Origin of the sequence: Brevibacillus centrosporus, from assembly GCF_003710815.1 — a bacterium.
GTDB classification, from domain to species: domain Bacteria; phylum Bacillota; class Bacilli; order Brevibacillales; family Brevibacillaceae; genus Brevibacillus; species Brevibacillus centrosporus.
On the sequence record NZ_RHHP01000001.1, the window covers coordinates 332,666 to 355,816 of the forward strand.

Sequence of the window (23,151 nt, forward strand, 5' to 3'; positions counted from 1 at the left end):
CTACACGAAGATAGCACTATCGATATTGGTAAACACATTGTCCTTCATGCTTCCATCGTCGACAGCGGTAATGATCTTCCGATTTACGATGCTCACGACGTAGGCCACATTATCCATCAGAATGAGAGATTCTTTGGCTCCTTTGGAAGCCGCCTTTTGTACGGCTGTTTCCAGACGTTCCATTTGAGGGGCATCGAGCGTTATCCCCCGTTCCTTCAGTCGATTAACAGCGTGCTGGCTAATGCCTAGGGGCTGCGTTTTGGCTTGCGACCCCAGCGACTCCGTCAAAAACTGCTGAAACGATTTGCCGCTTCCCTGAGCGATCTGGGCAGTGGGTTTGGTGACGTGATTCGTTTTCGGAGGGAAATAGGTCTGCGATACATGAAAGGGATTCATCGCGCTTCCTCCTTTATTCCATTCCTAGACGATATCGTCGATGCCTCGTGCGGATTCACGGAGGCGATTCCATAACGATTCTGTCGATTCATTGTTGTCTACCAGAGCATCTAAGGCGAATTCCTGCTCTTCCTGCTGATCCTGCTGGTTGCTGTTATTCTGCTGTTGTCTTGCCTGCTCTCGTTGTTGCTGGAAGCTAAAGGCTGTTTCCTGCTGTTGGTTCACTTCCAAGCGGTCTACTTGCAATCCCTGTTGAGTCAAAGCTGCACGCAGCTGTGACAGCTGGTTGTCGAGCATATCTTTGCCTGCCTGGGTCTCAGCAGAGAAGTGAGCAGTGATGACCCCGTTATGGGAGGTAATCGTTACATCAACTTGTCCCAAAGACTGCGGATTCAAGATCAGCTTCGCTTCATGAACGCCATTCATTTGTGTCAGCTGCATTTGCTTTACAAAAATTTGCGTTACTTGCTGGGTTAACTGATTGGCATGAACATGATGCGTAGGTACAGATGGTTGCCCAATGGTCTGGTTCGATTGCAATTGGTTTGCAGTTGTCACCGGACCTTGTGCTGTTGTAAACGGCAGTCCGCCATCCTCATTTCCGTCCTGATTCGTCAGGTTCGAGCCTTGCGCTGCAGACTGTACGGTTTGAGACTGAATGCCGGCTTCTGCTTTATAAGCAGAAAGACCTTGATGGAAGCGCAATGGCTGGATGCTTTTATTTACATCCTGCTGTGCGTTGCTACTGCTCGTAACTACATCAGAGCGAGTGAGCAACGGACTTTTTTTCCCTGAATCCTGATCGCTTTTTTGAGCTTTCAGGTCTGCCAGCAGAGCAGTTAATTTCTCCAGTTCAGCAGATGCTGGTTCGCCTTCAGTCAGCTTCGCGAGCAGCTGCTTCCAGTTCTCAGGAATTTGCGGCAGTTGGCCTTGTGCTTTTTGCAAAAGCTGATCAATCGCTCCTGCTTTTTCTTCCAGCTTCGGCTCAAGCTCTTCTTGGGAATGCTGACCGGAAGCTAGCATTTGGGCGAGCAGTGCCATTAATTCTTGCAGCGCATCCATGTCTTCCTCACTAAGGCCCTCAGGCGCCAATGCAAGCTCCTCTGCTGCCGGCATATTTTGCAGGGCCTGTACCATTTGCATGGAGAACAGCTCACCGATCCCTGCACTTCCTGTAGCTGCTCCTGTCGTCGCAGTCACTGTACCGGAAGCTCCTACTGGAGTCGTCACACTTGCTACATTCATCTCATTCACCTCCCCTATTTTGGTTTGTTGCTATAGAAACGATAATCGAGCAGTGTTACCTGTCTATTATCGAAGCAACTCCTCAGTAATGCGGGCTGCTAGGTTGTCATCTTTTTTCTTGTCTTCCTGGGCAATCGCCGCAAGTGTTTGTGCCCGTTTATCCTCAGGCATCTCGGACAAAATCGAAATGGCTCTCGATTTATTCGTCTGCATGAGCGAGCGAATCACAGCAGCTGAATCAGCCGGAGGCATTTGAGCAAATGAATTGATCAATGATTCTTTTGTCCCCGCGTTATTCGAAGACTCATTTTTGGTAGCGCTCAATGCTTGTGTCAGGACTTGCACTCTCTCTTGCAGTGCTGCGATATCCGCGTCCTTGTTGACTACAGAATCTTTGAGCATGATGGAAATGTCCGCCGCTTTCTTTGGTTCCATCTTCGCCAAAATATCGGCCCGCTGTGCAGGCTTCATTTTGGTCATCACAGTGACTGCTTCCTCTACGCTAAGGTTTTCGATAATGGCTGCTGCATTTTTCGCAGACATCGTCGTATACACTTTTGCCAAGTCTGCAAACTGCTGCTGACGTTCCTCTTCTGTGGCTCGTTTGCTTTCCATCATCTTTTTCAGATCATCGACTTGCTTTTCCAATGCTTGGATTGTCGAATCTTTCTTCGCTGTTTCTTCCTTTAATGAAGAAACAGCTTGCTGACTTTTCACCTGATCCGTTTGCAGAGTGGAAACCTGCTTGGTTAACTCTTCTTTGGGATCAGAGCCGGGAGCCGCTGCATATTCGTCCGGGACTAGCTTTTCCACGTACGGTACGGATTTGGCCCAATGGAGAACATTCCCCAGCACGTTGACCCCCAGCAAGCTGAGAAGCACACCGCCAAGGAGGCTAGCAAACAGCGCAGGAATGACAATCATGTAAAAAAACCATTCCCACTTGCCGTACTCCCGTTCTTCTTGGATTTCTTCCATCTGGTACCTCCCTCAGTTGCTTCGCCGCAGATAGAGCTGGGTGCCGATCTCATCCAACTCTTTTTGCTCCCTCATCTTTTCCGCATCCATATATTGAATGAGGGATTTTTCTCGCAGACGCTGCCACAGCTGCGTTTCTTTCATTCTCTCTGTTAATCGTGACTGGCAGCGCTCTACATCCTGCTCACATCCATGCAAGGTCCGTTGCTGATTGGTGATGGAGCGCTCAACGGCTTGCTTGTAATGCGTAATCTCGATGAGCTGCGCAGCGCTGCAGGTTTGCGTCTGTGCTTCCTGAAGAAGCAGTGACATTTCATCGTGGTGCTCATGCAATCGGTACAGCTTCCCTTCTTCTTCGTTTTTCCGCTGAACCGATTTCCCGAATGCCCACTCCGCCTGCTCCTTCTCCTTTTCCTTCAGATCCAGAACTTTTTGGAGATGAAACTGAAACACTTTCACGCTAGTTCACTCCTCCGAAATGTGCGGTCAATGCTTTGATGGCACTCTGAATCGTGGATGGCTCGTGAGTCCCCTGTGCCGTAAAATCGCGGATAATATCCCGGTAGCGTATCGCAGCATCGATTTCTCGATTGGTTCCTGGTTTGTACGCACCGATATTGATCAAGTCTTCCGCATCACTGTAGGTGGCCAAATGTCTTTTTAGCTGTCTGGCAGCTTCCATATGGTCGTCACTGACGATCTCTGTCATGACCCGACTTACGCTGGCGAGTACATCAATCGCAGGGAAATGTCCTTTTTGTGCGATTTTACGATCCAGTACGATGTGTCCATCCAAAATACCGCGCGCAGCATCTGCTATCGGATCATTCATATCATCTGAATCTACGAGAACGGTGTAAAATGCGGTAATGCTTCCGCGATCTGCTGTTCCTGCCCGCTCCATCAGCTTGGGCAGCATGGCAAAAACGGAAGGAGTGTAACCCCGCGTTGCAGGCGGCTCGCCGATCGCAAGCCCGACCTCACGCTGCGCCATGGCAAATCGAGTAACGGAGTCCATCATCAGCATGACGTTCAAGCCCCGATCCCGGAAGTATTCTGCAATCGACGTTGCGATCATCGCTCCCTTGATCCGGATCATGGCAGGCTGATCAGAAGTTGCTACCACCACTACCGACTTCTTTAGTCCTTCTTCCCCGAGGTCTCGTTCGATAAACTCCATAACCTCGCGTCCACGTTCCCCAATCAGCCCGATGACATTGATATCAGCTGTTGTGTTCCTCGCAATCATTCCCATCAGGGTACTTTTCCCGACACCGGATCCTGCGAAGATCCCCACACGCTGACCTTTCCCGATCGTGAGTAGTCCGTCGATCGCTCTGACCCCTACACTGAGTGCTTCCTTAATACGTGGACGCAGAATGGGATTGGGCGGCATGTTGTTTGTCGGGTACGTGGAAAGTCCAAAGGGGAGCGAGCCTTGAAACGGACGTCCGAGGCCATCTAGGATCGACCCCAAAATCTCCGGCCCTACCTTCACTTCCAAAGAGCGACCCGTGGCAACAACATCGCAGCCAGGACCAATCGCAGTAAGTTCCCCTAACGGCATCAGCAGTACCTTGTTTTCTCGAAAACCTACAACCTCCGCGATAATGGGCTCTTGACTATTGCTAGGATACAAATGACAGATTTCGCCGAGCTTTACCTCTGGCCCTTGCGACTCGATGGTGAGCCCGACTACTTGTGTCACTTTTCCGTTCACTCGCATCGGATCGATTCCGACAAGCGCTTGCCTGTATTTCGATAAGTCGAGAATACTCATGGCGCTTCACTTCCTCGAGCAATTTCAAGCAACGCCTGCTTGATCTCTGTCAGTTGGGTATCGATTCGTGCATCTACACTTCCGAGTGGCGTTCGAATCACGCATCCACCATCCTGAACGGTGTAATCGGGATAGACGGACAATTCCGCTTGACCATCCAGCAGCTCGAGCATTTGCGCACGATGCTCCTGCAAATAATCGAAGTGTTTGTGGTTTACACAAACGGTAATGTGTCCGTGAACCCGAGAGCGGCGAAGAACTTTTTTTGCTATCTCCAGCACATGATCAGGCGACTGCTGCAGCTCGGTCGTAATGACTTTCTTGGCAACTTCCATGCTCAGCTCTACTAAAAACGGTTCCGCCTCCGCGATAATCTGCTGCTTTTGGGAGAATGCTTGCTCTAGCACCTTGCGAGCTTGTCCGACAGCTTCTGTCTCTTCTTCGCGTGCGATCTGCTTTCCCGTTTCATATCCGCTGTCATGCCCTTCACGAGACGCCTGCTCGTGAACTTCCTGGAATAAGGCTGCTGCCTCCATCCTTTTTTGCTCCCACCATTGCTCAATCTCAGTCAGGGCCTGCTGCTTCGTTTGTTCGGCTTGTTCTGCTGCTTGCTGCAATATTTTTTGAGCGGTTTCTTCCGCGTCCTGTATGATGATTTGCGCTTCTGCCTCAGCATGATTTAAAATTTTTTGATTTTCTTGCAACCTTTCTGGATCTGATTCCGTCTTTAGGGGTGCAGGCGTTACCGCAAGGAGGACAGAATCGTCAGAAGGCTGATAAAAAGAGGCCTTGATGATTCTAGACAATGATATCATCTCCTCCACCGCGAGCGATGATGATCTCACCAGCCTCCTCTAAGCGACGGATAATGGCCACGATACGAGATTGTGCTTCTTCGACGTCGCGAAGTCGAACGGGCCCCATGAATTCCATTTCTTCTTTGAACGTATCTGCCATCCGTTTGGACATGTTCCGGAAAATGACTTCCCGCACTTCCTCGCTCGCCACTTTGAGCGAAAGCTGGAGATCGGCGTTTTCCACATCCCGGATAACCCGTTGGATGGAACGGTTGTCCAAAGTAGCAATGTCCTCGAACACGAACATACGCTTCTTGATTTCTTCTGCCAACTCGGGATCTTGAATCTCCAAGGAATCCAGGATCGTGCGCTCGGTACCTCGGTCTACACCATTGAGAACTGCAACAATTGCTTCGATACCGCCGGCCTGCGTGTAATCTTGAGTAACGGTAGCAGATAGCTTTTGCTCCAGTACTTGCTCCACTTGTGCGATTACTTCCGGAGATGTACTGTCCATCATGGCAATACGTTTTGCCACCTCTGCCTGACGTTCTTGTGGTAATGCTGACAAGATCATGGCAGCCTGTTGAGCTTCCAAGTATGACAGTACTAAAGCAATAGTCTGCGGATGTTCATTCTGGATGAAATTTAGAATTTGACCAGGGTCTGCTTTTCTGGCAAAATCGAACGGTCTGACTTGCAGGTTGGCTGTAAGGCGATTGATAATATCCATCGCTTTCGTCTCGCCAAGTGCTTTTTGCAAAATTTCTTTGGCGTACGTGATCCCGCCTTGTGCGATGACTTCTTTTGCAACTGCTATTTGATGAAATTCAGATAAGATTTTATCTTTTTCGTCCGTATCTACTTTTCGTACATTGGCAATTTCCAATGTCAGCTGCTCGATCTCATCTTCACGCAAGTGCTTAAACACCTGGGCGGAGATTTCCGGCCCGAGTGAGATGAGAAGGATAGCCGCCTTCTGTCGTCCAGTCAACTCTTTTGCGCCGCGAGCCATACCTTTCACTCCTTAATCTTCTGCTAGCCATGTACGAAGCAGGACAACAAACTCATCCGGTTTGCTTCGCGCCAATTTTTCCAACTGCTTCCTGACGACGACTTGATCTCCATCTTCTTGGTAAATCAGATCCGGGATTTCCGAAGGTTGGGAAGGCGATAAGAGATCTGAGACTTCTTCTTCTTGCTGTCTAGCTTGTTTGCGTCTGCGCAGTACGAGGAATGCAACAGCTGCGAGTGCCAATACAGCAATACCGCCGACAGTCCAAAGGACAGCTGGGCTCAGAGAATTGGAGTCTTCAACAGCTACTTTTCCAGAGAATTGACGTGGCAGGACTGAAATATGCTTGTCCAACTCTTCTTCTGTCAATTCAACACCTTGATTGCTCAAGGTCACACGAACGACATTTCGCAAAACCTGTTTGATGCTCTCGATCGTTGCATCATCCAACGTGCCACCTGCTGGCGGCTCAACACCTACGTTAATCGTTACGTCCTCGATTTTGTAAGGACTCATCGTTACATTTCGAGTAATCCGGTTGACTTCCCGGTTAATGGTATCATTCAATTCTTCGTAATCACTATTGCTGCCTGTTGGCGTACTAGCAGGATAGCTTGGAACAGCACTTGCTCCCGTTCCTGCAACTCCCCCCGGAGGTGCGCCTTGTCCGGAAAATGTTTTGGATAATTTTTGCGAGGAAATAATAAGTCCTTCGTTGTTTTCTTTATCAGGTGCTTCTACCAGATTCTCTACACGATTTTCCTTGTCAAAATTCATTTTGATAAACGTGTGGACAATCACCTTGTCTCTACCCATGATCGTGCCGAGCAGGTTGTACAAGTTTTGCTGCATGGTTTTTTCTACTTCAGCTTTAATCTGTTCCTGCTGTTTAAAACCACTGAGCGTTCCTTCGTTTTCATTTGCTTCCGCTCGTTCTAAAGGATTGGAATATTGGTCCGTAATGGCGATTGCATCCATCGGGAGCTTGGGAACACTTCGCGAAACAAGCAGATACAGCGAGTTAATTTGCTTTTGATCGAGTGTCGTACCAGGTTCTACATCTACGATGACAGAAGCCGTTGCTGTTTCAGGTGTTTCCGTCACCCAGACACTCTCTTGCGGTAGAGTAATCATGACTTGTGCAGCTCGTACACCTTTCACCCGTTCCAGCATCTTGCGCAGCTCTTGTTGCAAGGCTTCTTTTTTCATGACATCGAACTGTCGATCAGTAACCCCCAACGTATTGGAGAAGATCTCCGAATTGATCCCCGCTTCGCTCGGGATTCCCTGAGCGGCCAGATCCACGATGACATCCTGCGCCATTTTCTCTGGAACCTCAATGCCTGTTCCATTTCCCGTAATTCGGTAAGGAATTTTTTGGCTTTCTAATTCCTGTTTGATTGTTCCTATTTCTTGTTCACTCAGTCGCTGGTTGTATAGTGGTGTGTACACCGGCTGTGAAGCTATGTATATGTATAGACCAAGTGAGATGAGCAGAAACAGCGAGATTCCTGCGATCATCCATTTTTGCTTTTTGGAAAACTGCGTCCATTTTGACGTAAGCTGTTCTCTGAGTACTGCCATACGTTCGTTCATGATTCACCTCTCACAGGATACCAACAACAAATCATATCGACATGCGCATGATTTCTTGATAGGACTCGATCACCTTGTTACGTACCTGTAAGGTCATCTGCAACATGTTCGTAGCTTTTAAACCCGCTACCGTAACCTGATCAATACTTTCGATTTCTCCAGCCGCAAACTTGTCACCCAAAATGGCGGAATCTACTTGTGCTTGATTGACTTGATTCAACGCATCCGATAAGAAGGATCCGAAATCTTTGGTTACCTGAGCTGGCGTTTGCAGCTTGTTCACGCTTGCCGTCTGAATCGGACTAACTTGAGAAAGTGACTGAATATCCATCGATTACATGCTCCCCTTCTACCTGATTTCCAAGGCTTTCATCATCATGCTTTTCGATACATTCAATACCGTGAGATTCGCCTCGTACGATCGGGAAGCAGAAATCATATCTACCATTTCCTTCATCATGTCCACATTCGGCATGAGTACGTACCCATCTTGGTCGGCATCCGGATGCTCGGGATCGAACACACGTTTAAACGGTGTTTCGTCTTCCTTGATCGCTGTTACTCTGACACCGTTATCCCCATTTTTCCCGGCGATGTTCCCAACAGCCGCTTGCAGCAAATTGTCGAACGACTCACTGGACTTGGGGGAAAGCTCTACCATTTTACGCTTGTAAGGTTGCCATACGCCATTCACGAAGTTTGCTCTTGTTGTCTCTGCGTTTGCAACGTTGGAAGCCACTGTGTCCAGGCGCAGCCGATTGGCTGTTAGCGCTGAAGCACTCGTGTTGATTCCCTGAAAGAGATTCATAACCTATTTCCCTCCGCCGTCAATTACGCTTCGTATTTTTTGCAGTGAACCTGTTGTTAATTGAGTTAGACCGCTATACCAAATGTAGTTTTTCGCCAGCTCGGTCTGTTCGGATTCCATATCGACATCGTTCCCGTTGTTTTGCACGTTGTTGTTCGGGTTAGAAACGATTTGCGGTCGAGCAAAGCTCCCCGCATTTGCAAAAGGAATGTGCTTTGAGCTGGTCCGATAGGCTTCCAGGTTTTGACCACCAAGAGTGCCACTTAATTCCTGCTGCAGGTAATTTTCGAAAACGACTTGCTGGCTCTTAAATTGTGGGGTATCTATGTTCGCTAGATTGTTCGCGATCGTTCTGTGTCGTAAGTTGGCAGCATCCATCGATCGCTCCAGGACCTGCAGGTGATAACTTCCCAGCATCGTTTCTTACTCCCCCATCTGTTTCCATTTCATTTCTCTGATACGCTATATTTCTTCCAGATTCGACATCTGAGATACGTAACAATCATAGCAAAACTGTAATACTGAAAAAAGCCCCTTTTCATGACGATTTTCAAAATGATTCAATGGCACTAAATCCCTGATAATTCCTGATTTTTTACTACTTTTGACAAATGTAAATGGGAAAATCCCATATATTTGAAAGGTAATATGTTCATATTTTCGTATTTTAGATTCTAAAGATTCTGTCGGAAATTGTTGGGATTAGGTATAATTACCCATGAAAAAAGGTGTAGCACCATGTTGAGCTACACCTTTTGTTCAATAGACTATAACTTTTGAGCCATATGTGTTTAAGAGGTTTTCAACTTCTCCAACTCTGGCAAGAGCTTTTCATTCAACACTTTAATGAATGTACCCTTCATACCGAGAGAGCGAGATTCGATGACACCCGCACTTTCCAGTTTACGAAGCGCGTTTACAATCACGGAGCGAGTGATTCCCACACGGTCTGCAATTTTGGAGGCAACCAGCAAGCCTTCTTTACCTTCGAGCTCTTCAAAAATATGTTCAACCGCTTCCAGTTCACTGTAAGAGAGGGAACCAATAGCCATTTGTACGACAGCTTTGCTGCGTGCTTCTTCTTCAATCGCTTCAGAACGCTCGCGCAAGATTTCCATCCCTACCACTGTTGCCCCTACTTCAGCCAAAATCAGGTCATCATCTACGAATTGATCGTTAATGCGGCCCAGAATCAGAGTTCCCAAACGATCGCCTCCGCCCATGATTGGAACCAGTGTCGTCCAACCAGCGCGGAATACTTCTTTCATTTCTACTGGGAAAATGGTATACGGACTCTCCACATCCAGGTTAGCAGAGGTTTCTTCTACTTTCAGCAAACCTTGGCTGTAGTCTTCTGGAAAACGACGATCTTCCAACATTTTACGAATACGTGCATTGTCCATTTCTTGATGGATAGCAAAACCGAGCAGTTTACCTTTGCGGCTAACTACGAACGTATTTGCTTCAATCACATCGCTCAATACTTGCGCCATCTCGTTGAAGTTGACGGCATGACCAGCAGACTTCTGCAGCATGCGGTTAATTCTTCTAGTTTTTGACAGTAGATCCATCTCTATTTCCTCCCAATGTATGGTGATGCTATTCGATTCATTACAGGATATATCGGCTAAGATCCTTGTTACCCGCGATGGTACCCAGCTTTTGCTGGACGTACTCAGGCGTGATTTGAACAACTTCCAGGTGGATGTCAGGCGCTTCAAAGGATAGATCCTCTAATAGCTTCTCCAAAATCGTGTGTAGACGTCTCGCACCAATGTTATCAGTGCTTTGGTTGACTTCTGCTGCAAGACGTGCCAGTTCTTGAATCGCTTCCGGTGTAAATTCTACTCGTACACCTTCCGTTTCCAAGAGTGCGACGTACTGTTTCAACAGTGCATTTTTCGGCTCCGTCAAAATTCGCACAAAATCTTCTACACGCAGACTGGTCAGCTCAACCCGGATGGGGAAGCGTCCTTGTAGTTCCGGAATCAGATCAGATGGTTTCGCCATGTGAAAGGCACCCGCTGCAATAAACAGCACGTAGTCAGTCTTGACCGGACCGTATTTGGTCATAACGGTCGAACCTTCTACGATTGGCAGTATATCGCGCTGAACGCCTTCACGAGATACGTCTGGACCACGTCCATCCTTTCCCGCGATCTTGTCAATTTCGTCAATGAAGATGATCCCATGATTCTCAGCTCGACGAATGGACTCCTGCGTGACTTCATCCATATCCACCAGTTTTTGCGCTTCTTGCTGAATTAATACCTTTCGCGCTTCTTTTATTCGCAATTTTCGTTTCTTCGTTCGTTTCGGCATCAGGCTACCTAACATATCCTGCATTTGCATCCCCATTTGTTCTGTACCCGGAACCTGGAACATATCAAACATGTTAGGCGACTGATCTTCCACATCGATCTCGATCATCTGCTCTTCTAGCTGTCCATTGGCCAGCTGCCAAGCCACCTGTCTGCGCTGATGCTCGATCGATGCGTCTTCTGCGTCATGATTGGATGTTTGTTGTTGCTGTTGTCCGCCAAAGAACATCTCCAGGGGATTTTTAAACGAATTTTGAGGCTTGCGACTAGGAACAAGCACGTTTACGATCGCTTCATTCGCCAGATTTTCCGCTTTTTCTTTTACGGATTCCATCTTTTCCTGTTTTACGGTGCGAATGGACGCTTCAACTAAATCCCGAACCATGGACTCAACGTCTCTGCCTACGCAGCCCACTTCTGTAAATTTTGTTGCTTCTGCCTTAATAAAGGGAGCCCCCGTCAATTTGGCAATACGACGAGCGATTTCCGTCTTACCAACACCAGTCGGTCCAATCATCAAAATATTTTTCGGCACGACTTCCTCAATGATTTGTTCCGGCAAGCGACTGCGGCGATAACGGTTGCGCAAGGCCACGGCTATGGCTTTCTTGGCTTGTGCTTGCCCAACGATGTATTTGTCCAAATGCTCTACAATCTTACGCGGGGTTAATTGCTCAAGATTCAACACGTAATCGTCCTCCCTTATGTTCAATTCAATTCATCGACAACTAGGTTGGTATTTGTGAATACGCATATTTCCGCAGCCGTAAGAAGAGAAGCTTCTGCTATTTCTCGAGCACTCAGATGAGGTGCATACTTTTTCAGTGCCCGTCCAGCAGCCAGTGCAAAGCTGCCACCAGAGCCGATTGCCAAGATGCCATCATCCGGTTCAATAATCTCACCGTTACCAGAGATCAGCAGCAAGCTGTCTTTGTTGAGAACAATCATCATTGCTTCGAGGCGTTGTAGAACTTTGTCCATTCGCCATTCTTTTGCCATTTCAACGGCAGCTCTCTGAAGATTGCCGTGATACTCCTCCAGCTTGCCTTCAAATTTCTCGAATAATGTAATGGCGTCTGCGACGGACCCAGCGAAGCCAGCCAAGACTTCTCCGTGGTAGAGCCGTCTCACTTTTTTTGCACCGTGCTTCATGACCATGCTGTTGCCAAAGGTGACTTGACCATCTCCGGCCATCGCTACGGATCCATTATGTTGTATGGCAAAAATCGTAGTGGCATGAAACTGTCCCATGTCAGATTCCTCCCGTTTTAGGTACGATTGGCGGAACCGGTATCGCGCGTATTGGCACGCGGATGTGCGGTGTCATATACATGGCGAAGTCTCTCCTTGGTTACATGCGTGTACACTTGCGTCGTCGAAACGTTCACATGCCCCAGCAATTCCTGAACGGTACGAAGATCCGCACCGCCATTCAGCATATGGGTAGCAAATGTATGACGAAACGTATGTGGGGACACGCGTAGATGGAGAGCGTACGTCTCAACGTATTTGTCTATCACGCGGCGAACGCTACGATCCGATAACGGCTCACCACGGTAGTTGACTAGAAGATATCCATGCTCATTATGACCAGCTAGCAATTTCGGCCTGCCCTCATCTAGGTATTGCCGAAGAACGTCGCACGCATAACTTCCTACTGGCACATAACGCTCTTTTGCCCCTTTTCCAAAAACGAGCGCGACACCGATGCTCGGATTAATCGCCTCAAGAGACAGCGTAACCAGCTCCGTTACTCGAATGCCGCTTGCGTACAGCAGTTCAAAAATCAGTCGATCTCTCATTCCTAGAGGAGTCGTCATGTCAGGTAGATCAAAGAAAGTTTGAACTTCTTGTGGATACATAAAAGTAGGAAGTTTTTTCTCCATTTTCGGAGTCGAAACGAGTTGGAATGGATTCTGTTCTAGTTGACCTTCACGCAGCAAAAAACGATACAAGCTTCGCAAGCTTGACAGCTTACGAGCCATGCTTCGCCTGGAGAGGCCTCTTTTCGCTAGATGCGCGAGAAAGGAGCGTCCGTGCAAATAAGAAACAGCAGCAAATACGGTGATTTGGTGCTGTTCCATAAAGGCGACAAATTCGCAGATATCTGCCACATACTGCTTCACCGTGTGAGGAGAGGCGTTCTTTTCAACTTGCAAATATCGGGTAAACATCGCAATGTCCGCAGAGTTTTGTTGCGAAATGTCCATGTGGGATGCACCCTCCTCAAAGCATCTATATAGTACCACAGTCGAAATTCGGATTACAACTTTAATTGTGTCGTTCTTGTGTAAAATTCTGAATTGTATCTAGCGCCCGCTCAGCAAGCTTTTCGTTCTTTTCTCGCTTATTTCGAATCCTTTCAGGTAACTCCGGAACAAGTCCGAAATTCGCATTCATTGGCTGAAAATGCTTCGAATCTGCGGTTGTAATATACCGTGCCATACTTCCCATTACTGTCTCAGGTGGAAGGACAATCAGTTCTTCGCCTTTTACTAGACGAGCTGCATTAAGCCCCGCGAGCAGTCCGGAAGCTGCCGATTCGACATATCCTTCCACCCCCGTCATTTGGCCAGCAAAGAACAAGGTATCGCGCTCTTTATATTGATACGTTGGTTTCAGCAGTTTAGGCGAGTTAATAAAAGTATTTCGATGCATAACACCGTAGCGTACAATCTCGCAGTTTTCGAGACCAGGAATCATGGAAAATACTCGTTTTTGTTCCGGCCATTTCAAATGTGTCTGAAAGCCTACGATGTTATATAAGGTTGCAGCCCCATTGTCCTGGCGAAGCTGCACAACGGCATAGGGCTTTTTGCCTGTTCGCGGATCAGTCAGTCCTACAGGCTTTAACGGGCCAAACAACATCGTTTGACGTCCACGCTTTGCCATTACTTCAATGGGCATGCAGCCTTCAAAGAAAACTTCTTTCTCGAATTCTTTAAGCGGTACGGCCTCGGCTGCAATCAATTCGTCGTAAAATCGATTAAACTCTTCCTCGGACATCGGACAATTCAGGTAGGCAGCCTCACCTTTGTCGTAACGGGAAGCGACAAAGACCTTCTCCATATCAATGGAGTCTTTTTCTAAAATAGGCGCTGCCGCGTCGTAAAAGTAGAGATAATCTTCTCCTGTCAGCCCTCTGAGCTGCTCGGACAGAGCTGGCGAAGTCAATGGGCCAGTCGCAATCACGACCACCCCTTCTGGAATTTCTGTGATCTCTTCCGAAATAACCTCCACGAGTGGGTGGTTGCGAACAGCATCCGTTACGTACTCTGCAAATTCATGTCGGTCCACGGCGAGCGCTCCACCAGCTGGCACCGCGCAGCGATCTGCCGCACGAATGATGACAGAGCCGAGACGACGCATTTCTTCCTTTAATACACCTACTGCATTCGTGAGCGAGTTCGCCCGTAGAGAGTTGCTGCAAACCAGCTCAGCAAACTTGTCAGTATGGTGAGCTGGCGTTTGCGTTTTCGGTCTCATTTCATATAGTTTCACTGGCACACCAGCCTGGGCGATCTGCCAAGCAGCCTCACTTCCTGCCAGGCCTGCACCCACGACGGTGATAGTCGGTTGTGTCATGATGATAATCCTCCAAGCTTATATATCTCTTTAGGAATCAGCTTCTTCTTGATAATCGCATTTGGTGCAAGCGACACTCACACCCTGCTTTTTGCGTTTCTTTTCAACCAGCATGCTTGCACACTTCGGGCAAGGACGCGAGATCGGTTTGTCCCATGAGACAAAATCGCATTCCGGGTATTGATTGCAGCCGTAAAAAATGCGGCTCTTCTTGGATTTACGTTCGATGATCTCTCCGGTTTCACATTGCGGGCATTTTACCCCGATTTCTTTTACGATCGGCTTCGTATTGCGGCAATCCGGGAAGCCCGAGCATGCCAGAAACTTACCGAAGCGTCCTAGCTTGTAAACCATGACGCGACCGCAAAGCTCACATGTTTCATCGGATTCTTCATCTTTTAATTCGACTTCCTTCATTTCCTCTTCGGCAAAGGATACACGTTTGGCGAAGTCTCCGTAGAACGCATCCAGTACCTCCACCCAATTGGCGATGCCTTCTTCGATACTATCCAAACCGTTCTCCATATGAGCGGTAAATTCCACATCGAGAATCTCCGGGAAGAACTCTTCCATCAGCGTGATGACGATTTCTCCCAATTCGGTAGGAATGAAGCGCTTTTCCTCGAGGGCGACATAGCCGCGCTTTTGAACCGTTTCCAGTGTCGGGGCGTATGTAGATGGACGACCGATCCCTCTCTCCTCGAGCGTCTTTACCAGACGTGCTTCCGAGTAACGCGGAGGCGGCTGTGTAAAGTGCTGGCTAGGTTCGATCTCTTTTTGCTCGAGCGTTTGTCCTTCTTCAATCGGAGGCAGGAAGCTCTCCTCTTCTGTGCCATCATCGTTTCCTTCAATATATACCTTCATAAAGCCAGGAAACTTAACTTTGGAGCCAGTCGCACGGAAAGTCACATCGCCTGCAGCAATGTCCACACTCATCGTATCCAAAACGGCAGAAGACATCTGACTCGCGAGGAAACGCTCCCAGATCAGCCTGTAGAGGCGAAGCTGATCACGCGATAAAAACTCTTTGATCTCATCAGGCGTACGCATAACGGCTGTTGGACGAATCGCTTCATGGGCATCCTGAGCATTCTCGTTCTTGGCTTGGGTGCGCTGTTCAGCCAAAACGTACTCGGCGCCGAACTTTTCCAGTATGTATTCTTTTGCTTCCTCTTGCGCTGTTACAGAAATACGAGTGGAATCCGTACGCATGTATGTAATTAAACCGACAGCGCCTTCTTTGTTTCCCACGTCAATCCCTTCATACAGCTCTTGCGCAATCCGCATAGTCTTTGCCGTGCGGAAATTGAGCTTTCGTGCTGCCTCCTGCTGCAAGGAACTTGTGATGAACGGAGGTGCTGGATTGCGTTTGCGCTCCCGTTTCGTTACCTTCTGTACGACATACGGCTGATCAGCCATCCGCTTGTAAACTTCCTGTACATCAGCTTCTGTCTGCAACTCAACCTTTTCATCGCCATAGCCATAAAATTTGGCTTCAAACTCTTTGCCATTGCTAATTAGCTTACTTGCAATGGTCCAATACTCTTCCGGTATGAACTGTTGAATCTCCCGTTCCCGATCCATGATTAGTTTTACGGTTACGGATTGTACACGACCTGCACTCAGGCCTTTGCGTACTTTTTTCCACAAAATCGGACTGATATTATAACCGACCAATCTGTCCAAAATGCGGCGTGCCTGCTGGGCGTTCACCAAATCCATATTGATGTGACGAGGGTGTTTAAAAGCTTCCTTGATGGCATCCTTCGTAATTTCATTAAATACAACACGGAGCGGCTGGGTCAAATCCAGTCCCAAGTATTGTGCCAGATGCCACGCAATTGCTTCCCCTTCGCGATCCGGGTCAGCCGCCAGATAGACTTTCTTTACTTTTTTGGCAGCATCCTTCAGAGCCTTCAATACGTCGCCTTTACCGCGAATGGTTATGTATTTGGGTTCAAAGCCATTTGAAACGTCGACACCCGTTTGACTCTTTGGGAGATCGCGTACATGGCCCATAGAAGCTTTTACGATATATTTGCTACCCAGATATTTTCCAATGGTTTTCGCTTTCGCAGGGGATTCTACGATTACGAGCGTGTCAGCCATTTTTTTCCTCCCCTTTTAGTAAGGAATCTTCCCTATTATTAAATATGCTTATCCGATTTGTCAAACACTTGCAAGGCATAGGGGAGAAGGAGGAAACAAGAAATCACTTTATCGCCTCGCGAAAAACCCTCCTGGAAGGCTGACAATCTTTCCTTTGGTTTCCAATTGCAGGAGACTTCGATGAACTTTTTGTTTTGCTTCGGGCGTGAGCTGAGAAATCAATTCGTCCACATGAGTCCCCTCATATGACAAGAAGCGCAGGACCGCCTTTTCATGCTCGTCGAGAGGCGGAATTGCTCCCTCCTGCTGCCTGTTTGTTGACTGTAATGGCGAAAAAATATGACTCCATTCCTCCAGCACATCTGCACTTGATGTTACTAGCTTTGCTCCTTGTTTGATCAAGTTATGCGGTCCGGCGCTTACTAATGAAAAAATTGATCCAGGAACCGCAAAAACATCCCTTCCCTGCTCGAGAGCACAGTCAGCCGTTACCAACGAGCCACTTTTTTCGGCACCCTCTACCACTAATATCCCCAGACACAGTCCGCTAATGATACGATTTCTCTCTGGAAAAAGACCTGGTAAAGGTGGCGTTCCCGGAGGATATTCAGAAATCAACAGGCCGAAAGACTCAATCTTTCTGTATAATTCGCGGTGTCTGGACGGATAGATTTGATCGATTCCACACCCAAGAACACCTATCGTTTTCCCAGCAGACTGAAGCGTTGCCAAATGCGCTTCTCCATCAATGCCATACGCAAGCCCTGACACAATCACTAAGCCTTGCTCTGACAGCTCCTTTACCAGAGTCGAGCAGCACGCTTTGCCATAGGGGGTCGGTCTACGCGATCCGACAACACCAATCGACGGCTGATATAGCAAAGAGGTGTCTCCTTTGCAGAAAAGAGCAAGAGGTGAATCAGGGATATGCCGTAATTGCTCCGGAAAATCTTGATCCAAAAAACAAAGATATTGGACATTTCCCTTCCCTCTAGCCTGCAGCAAGGATAAAACTTTTTCTTCCTTTATATGTTCACGCACTGCCTGTGATACCTTTACCGGCAGCTTCAGAAATGAATCGGCCGCCTCCCAGTTTTTCACCGCTTCCGACACCGATCCATAAACGTCGTAAAGGACACGTATTCGCTTTCTGCCAAGTCCTGTGACCAGCAACAACGCGTACAGCCAATCTCTTTCTTGAATCTCTCCCATCATCAACACGCTCCCCACGTACGGATCAGTCGCTTCGAGAGCTATTGTATCCAAAGACAGAAGGCGGTTCAAAAAAGAAAAAGACAGACAAGTCGTAACTTGTCCGCCTTTTTGTCTCAACAAGCTTATTTGTTCAATACTTTATCGAGCATGCCTTTTTCAGTCAGCAGCTCAACAAGTGTTTCACCGATCACAGCTGGAGTTTTTGCTACGCGAACGCCGCATTCTTCAAGTTTCGCGATTTTTTCAGCTGCTGTACCTTTACCACCGGAAATGATCGCACCAGCATGGCCCATGCGTTTTCCAGGAGGTGCAGTTTGGCCGCCGATGAAGCCAACTACTGGTTTTTTCATGTTCGCAGCGATCCATTCAGCTGCTTCTTCTTCTGCAGTACCACCGATTTCACCAATCATGATAACCGCTTCTGTGTCTGGATCTTCGTTGAACATTTTCAGTACATCGATGAATTCCATCCCTTTTACAGGGTCTCCACCGATACCAACAGCAGTCGATTGACCAATGCCGCGAGTGGAAGTTTGGTGTACTGCTTCATACGTCAAGGTACCGGAGCGGGAAACGATACCTACTTTACCTGGAGTATGGATGTAACCAGGCATGATACCGATTTTGCACTCGCCTGGTGTGATAACGCCAGGGCAGTTTGGGCCTACGAGGAGGGTTTTCTTACCTTCCATGTAGCGTTTTACTTTTACCATGTCCAGAACTGGGATACCTTCTGTGATGCAGATAACCAGGTCCAGCTCAGCGTCTACCGCTTCCATGATCGCGTCAGCAGCAAATGGAGGAGCAACGTAGATAACGGATGCATTTGCACCAGTTTTTTCTACTGCTTCTGCTACTGTGTTGAAAATTGGAATACCGTCAACTTCTGTGCCACCTTTACCAGGTGTTACACCGCCCACCATCTGTGTACCGTACTCAACGGCTCCGCGAGTGTGGAACAGACCAGTTGCACCCGTAATCCCTTGTGTAATAACTTTTGTATTTTTATTAACGAGAATACTCATCGCGTATTATTCCCACCTTTTTTTGACGTATCTAACTGCCTAAAAAGATTACTTCACCAAAGCTACTATTTTTTCAGCGCCATCTGCCATGGATTCAGCAGCAACGATGTTCAAACCGGACTCGTTGAGGATTTTCTTACCAAGGTCTACGTTCGTACCTTCAAGGCGAACAACCAATGGTTTGTCCAATTTGATTTGTTTCGCTGCGTTCACAACGCCATTTGCAATAACGTCGCACTTCATGATACCGCCGAAAATGTTAACGAAGATCCCTTTAACTTTTTCGTCGCGCAGAATGATTTTGAACGCTTCGGTTACTTTCTCTTCAGTAGCTCCGCCCCCAACGTCGAGGAAGTTAGCAGGATCTCCACCGTAGAATTTCACGATGTCCATAGTAGCCATCGCCAGACCAGCACCGTTTACCATGCAACCGATGTTACCATCGAGAGCGATGTAGGACAGGTCAAATTTGGAAGCTTCGATTTCTTTCTCGTCTTCTTCATCCAGATCGCGCAGAGCCACGATGTCAGGGTGACGATAGAGAGCGTTGCTGTCGAAGTTCAGTTTCGCATCCAGTGCCATTACTTCACCGTCGCCAGTAACAACGAGTGGGTTAATTTCAGCGATAGAAGCGTCTTTGTCAACAAACGCTTGGTACAAGCTCATCATGAACTTCGCCGCTTTGTTGATCAGCTCTTTCGGGATATTGATTGCATAAGCCAGTCGGCGAGCTTGGAAAGCGTTCAAGCCAGTAACTGGATCGATAATTTCTTTGAAGATTTTTTCTGGAGAGTGAGCAGCTACTTCTTCGATCTCAGTACCGCCCTCTTCAGATGCCATCATAACTACGCTGCCTGTAGCACGGTCTACAACTACACCCACGTAGTATTCTTTCTTGATGTCGCAGCCTTGTTCGATCAGAAGGCGTTTTACTTCTTTTCCTTCTGGACCAGTTTGGTGAGTAACCAGTACTTTGCCAAGAATTTCCTGAGCATATGTACGAGCTTCATCCAGATTTTTTGCTACTTTCACGCCACCCGCTTTACCGCGGCCACCTGCGTGAATTTGTGCTTTTACTACAACTACTTGTGTGCCGAGCTCTTTTGCAGCTTCTACTGCTTCTTCAACTGTGAAAGCAACGCGACCTTCCGGAACTTTCACACCGTACTGCTTAAGTATCTCTTTACCTTGATACTCATGAATGTTCATTCTCCATCCTCCTATGGCAGATAAAGATCGGCTGGTTAAATAACTGATACATAAACAAAGTTCTGTTCCAGTCCTAACCGCCACTATCAGTGCAACAGTAACTATTCTACGACAAAAATTGCAAAAGTGGTAGTCAAATTGTTCTCTTTATCGTGACCATAATTGTTTGGATTCATGTCGTGTTCCTTATTTTCTCGAAGGTTTCAATAAATCCCAAATCGCTTTTTGTAATTGATTATGCAAATACCACTTGTCATCGATTTGAAAATGCAGAGAATAAAAGATCACCGAATGCTCTTCTCCGTTGACCTTAAAATGAACACGATACTCTTCTGCCCCGACGTGATCCGGCTGCTTTTCTATCGGGGCCGCTGTCTTGAGCATGCGGACCGCTTGCTGTGCCAAGCCTTGCTCGACCGTGCTCTGCGTAACGTCCAGATCCAGATTATCCACAGCCATTTGACCCGTTTTTTCAAATCTTACAGCGGTTGCTTTAAACAGCTTATCAAACGGCTGAATGGCCATTTCTCTTGGGACTAAATATTCGGTCAGTTGTGAAAACAGCTTTCCATCTACATGGTAGAAATGAGTGTCCCTGCCAAACGGGATGGAAATGAGTGTCGGTGTCAGTACGGTTACATCCAGCGGTCGTTCTTCTGAATCAATGCGCAGTCGGTAGTTTGGATAAAGTGGATACTTCTGCAAGTTTTTTTCATTTTCTGGAACCGCTTCGCTCAGTACCTTTTGTATGTACACTGTGTCTTTCTCTGCCAATGCCAAGGACTGTGACAGATCCTCTGCGCTCAATACCATGTTGTTTTTCCCTTGCTTCAAAAGCCCATTTCCTGTTAAGCGATGCACCCACTCATAAAAGGTAACCGCCCCAGATCCACGATACGTGCTCTCTCCAAACTGACTTGCCCGCTCCCCTACCGTGACAACCAACGGCGCAAGCTGCTTGCGGTACAGAACTAGGGTAAAGAGAACTTCTTCTTGCTTCAGGGGATCATTGGACAACTGCAAATCTTTTCCTTGTGTTTGTAGCTCGTTCAGAAAAGCAGGCAAGTCTAACATCACTTCTTGACCATCGGTGGACATCACCGTTACTCGTTCTACCGTCCCCAGCTCTGTTTCAATTCGATCCCTCATGTCGGCATCCATTACGCGGGTATCCTGCGCACAACCAGTCATTACTGTGCATGCCACCACGAATGATAGCAAATAGGCACGTATAGACGATTTCATGCAGCAATCCTCCTTCATGTATACATCTGTCAGATCGTGCTACAGAAGTCCTAATCGACGGCTGATTTCACTGCCAAGCTTTCTTTTTACGTAGATTTCTCCGATCTGATGAGGATCTTTCACCATGACGGAACGGTTATTTGTGCGTATCACAACGTACTTCTCGCCGTTTTTGTCCAAGCCGCAGATTAATTCCGAAGCTACCTCCACAAAAATGGCAACAACATACTGGTCTTGAACCTTCTTCAACGAGATTTTGGGAAATGGAGACAACAACGGTGATGTCTTATCCTGGATGTATTGCGTTATCGCCAGCAGGTACTTATCAGGGTCTCCATATTGTTCGATCTCATGATTGATCCCTGTTATAATCCCTTCATCGGTGATACCGAGAAACAGGTTTCCATTGTTTGAATTTGCAAACGCCACAATCGTCTTTATGATCCCATTTTTTGACAACAGAAAGTCGCGTTTGAATTCAATCATGTCATTTTCCCCTAACTGGGTAGCCACGACGGGATCATCTACTCTGCCCAAATAACGGAATCTGCTGATCGCCCCCAATCGATATACATACTCTTCAAAAATATCAGCTGGCAATGACAGTTCTTCCAGAACCGCGTCAGTATTCTGCCACAATTTATACGTTTGCGGAGCGAAACACATGTCAAATAATACGGTTGTTCCTAGTGAACGTATGTTCATTCCAATTGCAGCAGGCTTTACGTCAGCTGAACAGTAGGGTGGATCACTCTCTACCTCCAGCACGCCTGAATGAAGCAGATAGTCGAAATAATGTTGAGGCAGTTTAGCTTCCTGCTTGAGCAAGCCGCGCTCTACTTGTTCTCGCTTCGTTTCCTGGTAGAAGTCAAATTGAACGAATTCTTCATCAAAGTGAGTTACGACCGCTACAAATGAACAATTATGGCGCATATTTTCCCTCGTTCTTTTGATTTAGCAAACCGTAGTTCGTTGGTCATATTTTACAGGAATCCTTTGCTCATTGCCTAGTTTTTTCTACGATTGGTATGCACTCAGAATCGTTTGCAGCTTTAAAGAGTAACCGAGTTCGCCTTTTATTTTTACTTTGCCCATCATAAATGCAACCGTTGGATTCAGAGTTCCTTCCACCAGTTTAATGAAATTTTCGTCAGAGAGCTCCAGCGTACATTTTGCTTCGTCTGGCGTTCCTTTGACATAAGAGGCCTGATTGCCTGCGAATGTCACTTGATAATTGCCACTTTCCGCTCCGCTTATCAAAAAATGGTACACTGCGTGAAAACCATTTACAGCATGGGGATTGGCATTTATCTTTTCTTCCAGGTTCCTTAAGGTTTGTTCTACCGACATGCTTCCCTCTCCTCTTTCTACTAACTACTTTTCCTTTTTCACAATCGTTTCGTCCTTTTTCGTCTACGAAAAAAAGAAAAGCCGGGTTTCCCGGCTTACTTTACACGAACAGCAGTTCCAGTAGCAATGACCATCATCATGCCTTCGCGCAGAGTCTCAAAATCGAGGTCTACCCCTATCACTGCATTCGCACCGAGCGATTTTGCTTTGTCCTTCATCTCACGAATTGCAAGCTCACGTCCTTCTGCCAGCTTACTTTCATACGACCCGCTTCTTCCCCCGATAATGTCCGTGATTCCTGCCAAAAAGTCACGTACCACGTTTGCACCCATAATAACTTCACCGGAAACGATGTCCAGATAGGCTTCGATTTCTTTTCCTTGTAATGTACTCGTCGTAGAAACGATCATGTAAAATGCCTCCTGTTTACTCAGTCATTTGCTTCTCTTCGTTATACGAAGAAAACACAGCGAAGTT

General features: G+C 47.3%; 24 protein-coding genes. All 24 read right to left on the reverse strand.

What is annotated here, in order from left to right; all coding sequences use genetic code 11:
• Nucleotides 1–396 carry a TIGR02530 family flagellar biosynthesis protein gene (locus EDM55_RS01670; RefSeq protein ID WP_092266663.1) on the reverse strand — a complete coding sequence of 132 codons (396 nt, stop codon included), beginning with the start codon at nucleotides 394–396 and terminating at the stop codon, nucleotides 1–3.
• 24 nt (nucleotides 397–420) lie between these two features.
• Entirely contained in the window at nucleotides 421–1,641 is a 1,221-nt protein-coding gene (locus tag EDM55_RS01675) for a flagellar hook-length control protein FliK (RefSeq protein WP_122959464.1), read from the reverse strand.
• Nucleotides 1,642–1,707: 66 nt separating this feature from the next.
• Entirely contained in the window at nucleotides 1,708–2,619 is a 912-nt protein-coding gene (locus EDM55_RS01680) for a MotE family protein (protein ID WP_092266661.1), read from the reverse strand.
• Between the two features lie 12 nt (nucleotides 2,620–2,631).
• Complete coding sequence (gene fliJ, locus EDM55_RS01685; protein WP_092266660.1) at nucleotides 2,632–3,078, reverse strand: flagellar export protein FliJ; 447 nt, start codon at nucleotides 3,076–3,078, stop codon at nucleotides 2,632–2,634.
• A 1-nt stretch (nucleotide 3,079) separates the two neighbouring features.
• The gene (gene fliI / locus EDM55_RS01690; protein WP_122959465.1) at nucleotides 3,080–4,399 is read right to left on the reverse strand and encodes a flagellar protein export ATPase FliI; all 1,320 of its coding nucleotides are present in this window, start codon (nucleotides 4,397–4,399) and stop codon (nucleotides 3,080–3,082) included.
• The gene (locus tag EDM55_RS01695; RefSeq protein WP_092266658.1) at nucleotides 4,396–5,214 is read right to left on the reverse strand and encodes a FliH/SctL family protein; all 819 of its coding nucleotides are present in this window, start codon (nucleotides 5,212–5,214) and stop codon (nucleotides 4,396–4,398) included. The genes fliI and EDM55_RS01695 overlap by 4 nt, the downstream gene beginning before the upstream one ends.
• Complete coding sequence (gene fliG, locus EDM55_RS01700; RefSeq protein ID WP_092266657.1) at nucleotides 5,198–6,211, reverse strand: flagellar motor switch protein FliG; 1,014 nt, start codon at nucleotides 6,209–6,211, stop codon at nucleotides 5,198–5,200. Before fliG ends, EDM55_RS01695 begins: the two co-directional genes overlap by 17 nt.
• Before the next feature lie 12 nt (nucleotides 6,212–6,223).
• Nucleotides 6,224–7,807 (reverse strand): flagellar basal-body MS-ring/collar protein FliF, encoded by a 1,584-nt coding sequence (fliF, locus tag EDM55_RS01705; protein WP_092266656.1) that lies wholly within the window; start codon nucleotides 7,805–7,807, stop codon nucleotides 6,224–6,226.
• Nucleotides 7,808–7,838: 31 nt separating this feature from the next.
• On the reverse strand, nucleotides 7,839–8,138 hold the full coding sequence (gene fliE, locus EDM55_RS01710; RefSeq protein ID WP_092266655.1) for a flagellar hook-basal body complex protein FliE: 300 nt from the start codon (nucleotides 8,136–8,138) through the stop codon (nucleotides 7,839–7,841).
• 18 nt (nucleotides 8,139–8,156) lie between these two features.
• Nucleotides 8,157–8,615, reverse strand: coding sequence for a flagellar basal body rod protein FlgC (gene flgC / locus EDM55_RS01715; protein WP_092266654.1), 459 nt, complete (start codon nucleotides 8,613–8,615; stop codon nucleotides 8,157–8,159).
• Between the two features lie 3 nt (nucleotides 8,616–8,618).
• Nucleotides 8,619–9,032, reverse strand: coding sequence for a flagellar basal body rod protein FlgB (gene flgB, locus EDM55_RS01720; protein ID WP_092266653.1), 414 nt, complete (start codon nucleotides 9,030–9,032; stop codon nucleotides 8,619–8,621).
• A 374-nt stretch (nucleotides 9,033–9,406) separates the two neighbouring features.
• Nucleotides 9,407–10,186, reverse strand: coding sequence for a GTP-sensing pleiotropic transcriptional regulator CodY (gene codY, locus EDM55_RS01725; RefSeq protein WP_092266652.1), 780 nt, complete (start codon nucleotides 10,184–10,186; stop codon nucleotides 9,407–9,409).
• A gap of 40 nt (nucleotides 10,187–10,226) precedes the next feature.
• On the reverse strand, nucleotides 10,227–11,624 hold the full coding sequence (gene hslU, locus EDM55_RS01730) for an ATP-dependent protease ATPase subunit HslU (RefSeq protein WP_281285142.1): 1,398 nt from the start codon (nucleotides 11,622–11,624) through the stop codon (nucleotides 10,227–10,229).
• Nucleotides 11,625–11,644: 20 nt separating this feature from the next.
• The gene (gene hslV / locus EDM55_RS01735; RefSeq protein WP_092266650.1) at nucleotides 11,645–12,187 is read right to left on the reverse strand and encodes an ATP-dependent protease subunit HslV; all 543 of its coding nucleotides are present in this window, start codon (nucleotides 12,185–12,187) and stop codon (nucleotides 11,645–11,647) included.
• Between the two features lie 17 nt (nucleotides 12,188–12,204).
• Nucleotides 12,205–13,146, reverse strand: coding sequence for a tyrosine recombinase XerC (gene xerC / locus EDM55_RS01740; protein ID WP_122959467.1), 942 nt, complete (start codon nucleotides 13,144–13,146; stop codon nucleotides 12,205–12,207).
• Nucleotides 13,147–13,207: 61 nt separating this feature from the next.
• Nucleotides 13,208–14,521, reverse strand: a complete 1,314-nt coding sequence (gene trmFO / locus EDM55_RS01745) for an FADH(2)-oxidizing methylenetetrahydrofolate--tRNA-(uracil(54)-C(5))-methyltransferase TrmFO (protein WP_122959468.1) — start codon at nucleotides 14,519–14,521, stop codon at nucleotides 13,208–13,210.
• A 30-nt stretch (nucleotides 14,522–14,551) separates the two neighbouring features.
• Nucleotides 14,552–16,630, reverse strand: a complete 2,079-nt coding sequence (gene topA, locus EDM55_RS01750; protein ID WP_092266647.1) for a type I DNA topoisomerase — start codon at nucleotides 16,628–16,630, stop codon at nucleotides 14,552–14,554.
• Between the two features lie 108 nt (nucleotides 16,631–16,738).
• Entirely contained in the window at nucleotides 16,739–17,731 is a 993-nt protein-coding gene (gene dprA / locus EDM55_RS01755; protein ID WP_259676063.1) for a DNA-processing protein DprA, read from the reverse strand.
• Nucleotides 17,732–17,967: 236 nt separating this feature from the next.
• The gene (gene sucD, locus EDM55_RS01760; protein ID WP_092266646.1) at nucleotides 17,968–18,870 is read right to left on the reverse strand and encodes a succinate--CoA ligase subunit alpha; all 903 of its coding nucleotides are present in this window, start codon (nucleotides 18,868–18,870) and stop codon (nucleotides 17,968–17,970) included.
• A 48-nt stretch (nucleotides 18,871–18,918) separates the two neighbouring features.
• Complete coding sequence (gene sucC, locus EDM55_RS01765) at nucleotides 18,919–20,079, reverse strand: ADP-forming succinate--CoA ligase subunit beta (RefSeq protein WP_092266645.1); 1,161 nt, start codon at nucleotides 20,077–20,079, stop codon at nucleotides 18,919–18,921.
• A 186-nt stretch (nucleotides 20,080–20,265) separates the two neighbouring features.
• On the reverse strand, nucleotides 20,266–21,324 hold the full coding sequence (locus tag EDM55_RS01770) for a hypothetical protein (RefSeq protein ID WP_092266644.1): 1,059 nt from the start codon (nucleotides 21,322–21,324) through the stop codon (nucleotides 20,266–20,268).
• Between the two features lie 39 nt (nucleotides 21,325–21,363).
• Nucleotides 21,364–22,257 (reverse strand): AlbA family DNA-binding domain-containing protein, encoded by an 894-nt coding sequence (locus EDM55_RS01775; protein ID WP_092266643.1) that lies wholly within the window; start codon nucleotides 22,255–22,257, stop codon nucleotides 21,364–21,366.
• An 84-nt stretch (nucleotides 22,258–22,341) separates the two neighbouring features.
• Nucleotides 22,342–22,674, reverse strand: a complete 333-nt coding sequence (locus EDM55_RS01780) for an SCP2 sterol-binding domain-containing protein (protein WP_092266642.1) — start codon at nucleotides 22,672–22,674, stop codon at nucleotides 22,342–22,344.
• Nucleotides 22,675–22,769: 95 nt separating this feature from the next.
• On the reverse strand, nucleotides 22,770–23,084 hold the full coding sequence (locus EDM55_RS01785; RefSeq protein ID WP_092266641.1) for a YbjQ family protein: 315 nt from the start codon (nucleotides 23,082–23,084) through the stop codon (nucleotides 22,770–22,772).
• Nucleotides 23,085–23,151: the final 67 nt, after the last annotated feature.

Bases quoted from the DNA above. Each gene is read 5' to 3' on its own strand.
- EDM55_RS01670 (WP_092266663.1), bottom strand. From the start codon at position 396: ATGAATCCCTTTCATGTATCGCAGACCTATTTCCCTCCGAAAACGAAT.
- EDM55_RS01675 (WP_122959464.1), bottom strand. From the start codon at position 1,641: ATGAATGTAGCAAGTGTGACGACTCCAGTAGGAGCTTCCGGTACAGTG.
- EDM55_RS01680 (WP_092266661.1), bottom strand. From the start codon at position 2,619: ATGGAAGAAATCCAAGAAGAACGGGAGTACGGCAAGTGGGAATGGTTT.
- fliI (WP_122959465.1), bottom strand. From the start codon at position 4,399: ATGAGTATTCTCGACTTATCGAAATACAGGCAAGCGCTTGTCGGAATC.
- EDM55_RS01695 (WP_092266658.1), bottom strand. From the start codon at position 5,214: ATGATATCATTGTCTAGAATCATCAAGGCCTCTTTTTATCAGCCTTCT.
- fliG (WP_092266657.1), bottom strand. From the start codon at position 6,211: ATGGCTCGCGGCGCAAAAGAGTTGACTGGACGACAGAAGGCGGCTATC.
- fliF (WP_092266656.1), bottom strand. From the start codon at position 7,807: ATGAACGAACGTATGGCAGTACTCAGAGAACAGCTTACGTCAAAATGG.
- fliE (WP_092266655.1), bottom strand. From the start codon at position 8,138: ATGGATATTCAGTCACTTTCTCAAGTTAGTCCGATTCAGACGGCAAGC.
- flgC (WP_092266654.1), bottom strand. From the start codon at position 8,615: ATGAATCTCTTTCAGGGAATCAACACGAGTGCTTCAGCGCTAACAGCC.
- flgB (WP_092266653.1), bottom strand. From the start codon at position 9,032: ATGCTGGGAAGTTATCACCTGCAGGTCCTGGAGCGATCGATGGATGCT.
- codY (WP_092266652.1), bottom strand. From the start codon at position 10,186: ATGGATCTACTGTCAAAAACTAGAAGAATTAACCGCATGCTGCAGAAG.
- hslV (WP_092266650.1), bottom strand. From the start codon at position 12,187: ATGGGACAGTTTCATGCCACTACGATTTTTGCCATACAACATAATGGA.
- xerC (WP_122959467.1), bottom strand. From the start codon at position 13,146: ATGGACATTTCGCAACAAAACTCTGCGGACATTGCGATGTTTACCCGA.
- trmFO (WP_122959468.1), bottom strand. From the start codon at position 14,521: ATGACACAACCGACTATCACCGTCGTGGGTGCAGGCCTGGCAGGAAGT.
- topA (WP_092266647.1), bottom strand. From the start codon at position 16,630: ATGGCTGACACGCTCGTAATCGTAGAATCCCCTGCGAAAGCGAAAACC.
- sucD (WP_092266646.1), bottom strand. From the start codon at position 18,870: ATGAGTATTCTCGTTAATAAAAATACAAAAGTTATTACACAAGGGATT.
- sucC (WP_092266645.1), bottom strand. From the start codon at position 20,079: ATGAACATTCATGAGTATCAAGGTAAAGAGATACTTAAGCAGTACGGT.
- EDM55_RS01770 (WP_092266644.1), bottom strand. From the start codon at position 21,324: ATGAAATCGTCTATACGTGCCTATTTGCTATCATTCGTGGTGGCATGC.
- EDM55_RS01775 (WP_092266643.1), bottom strand. From the start codon at position 22,257: ATGCGCCATAATTGTTCATTTGTAGCGGTCGTAACTCACTTTGATGAA.
- EDM55_RS01780 (WP_092266642.1), bottom strand. From the start codon at position 22,674: ATGTCGGTAGAACAAACCTTAAGGAACCTGGAAGAAAAGATAAATGCC.
- EDM55_RS01785 (WP_092266641.1), bottom strand. From the start codon at position 23,084: ATGATCGTTTCTACGACGAGTACATTACAAGGAAAAGAAATCGAAGCC.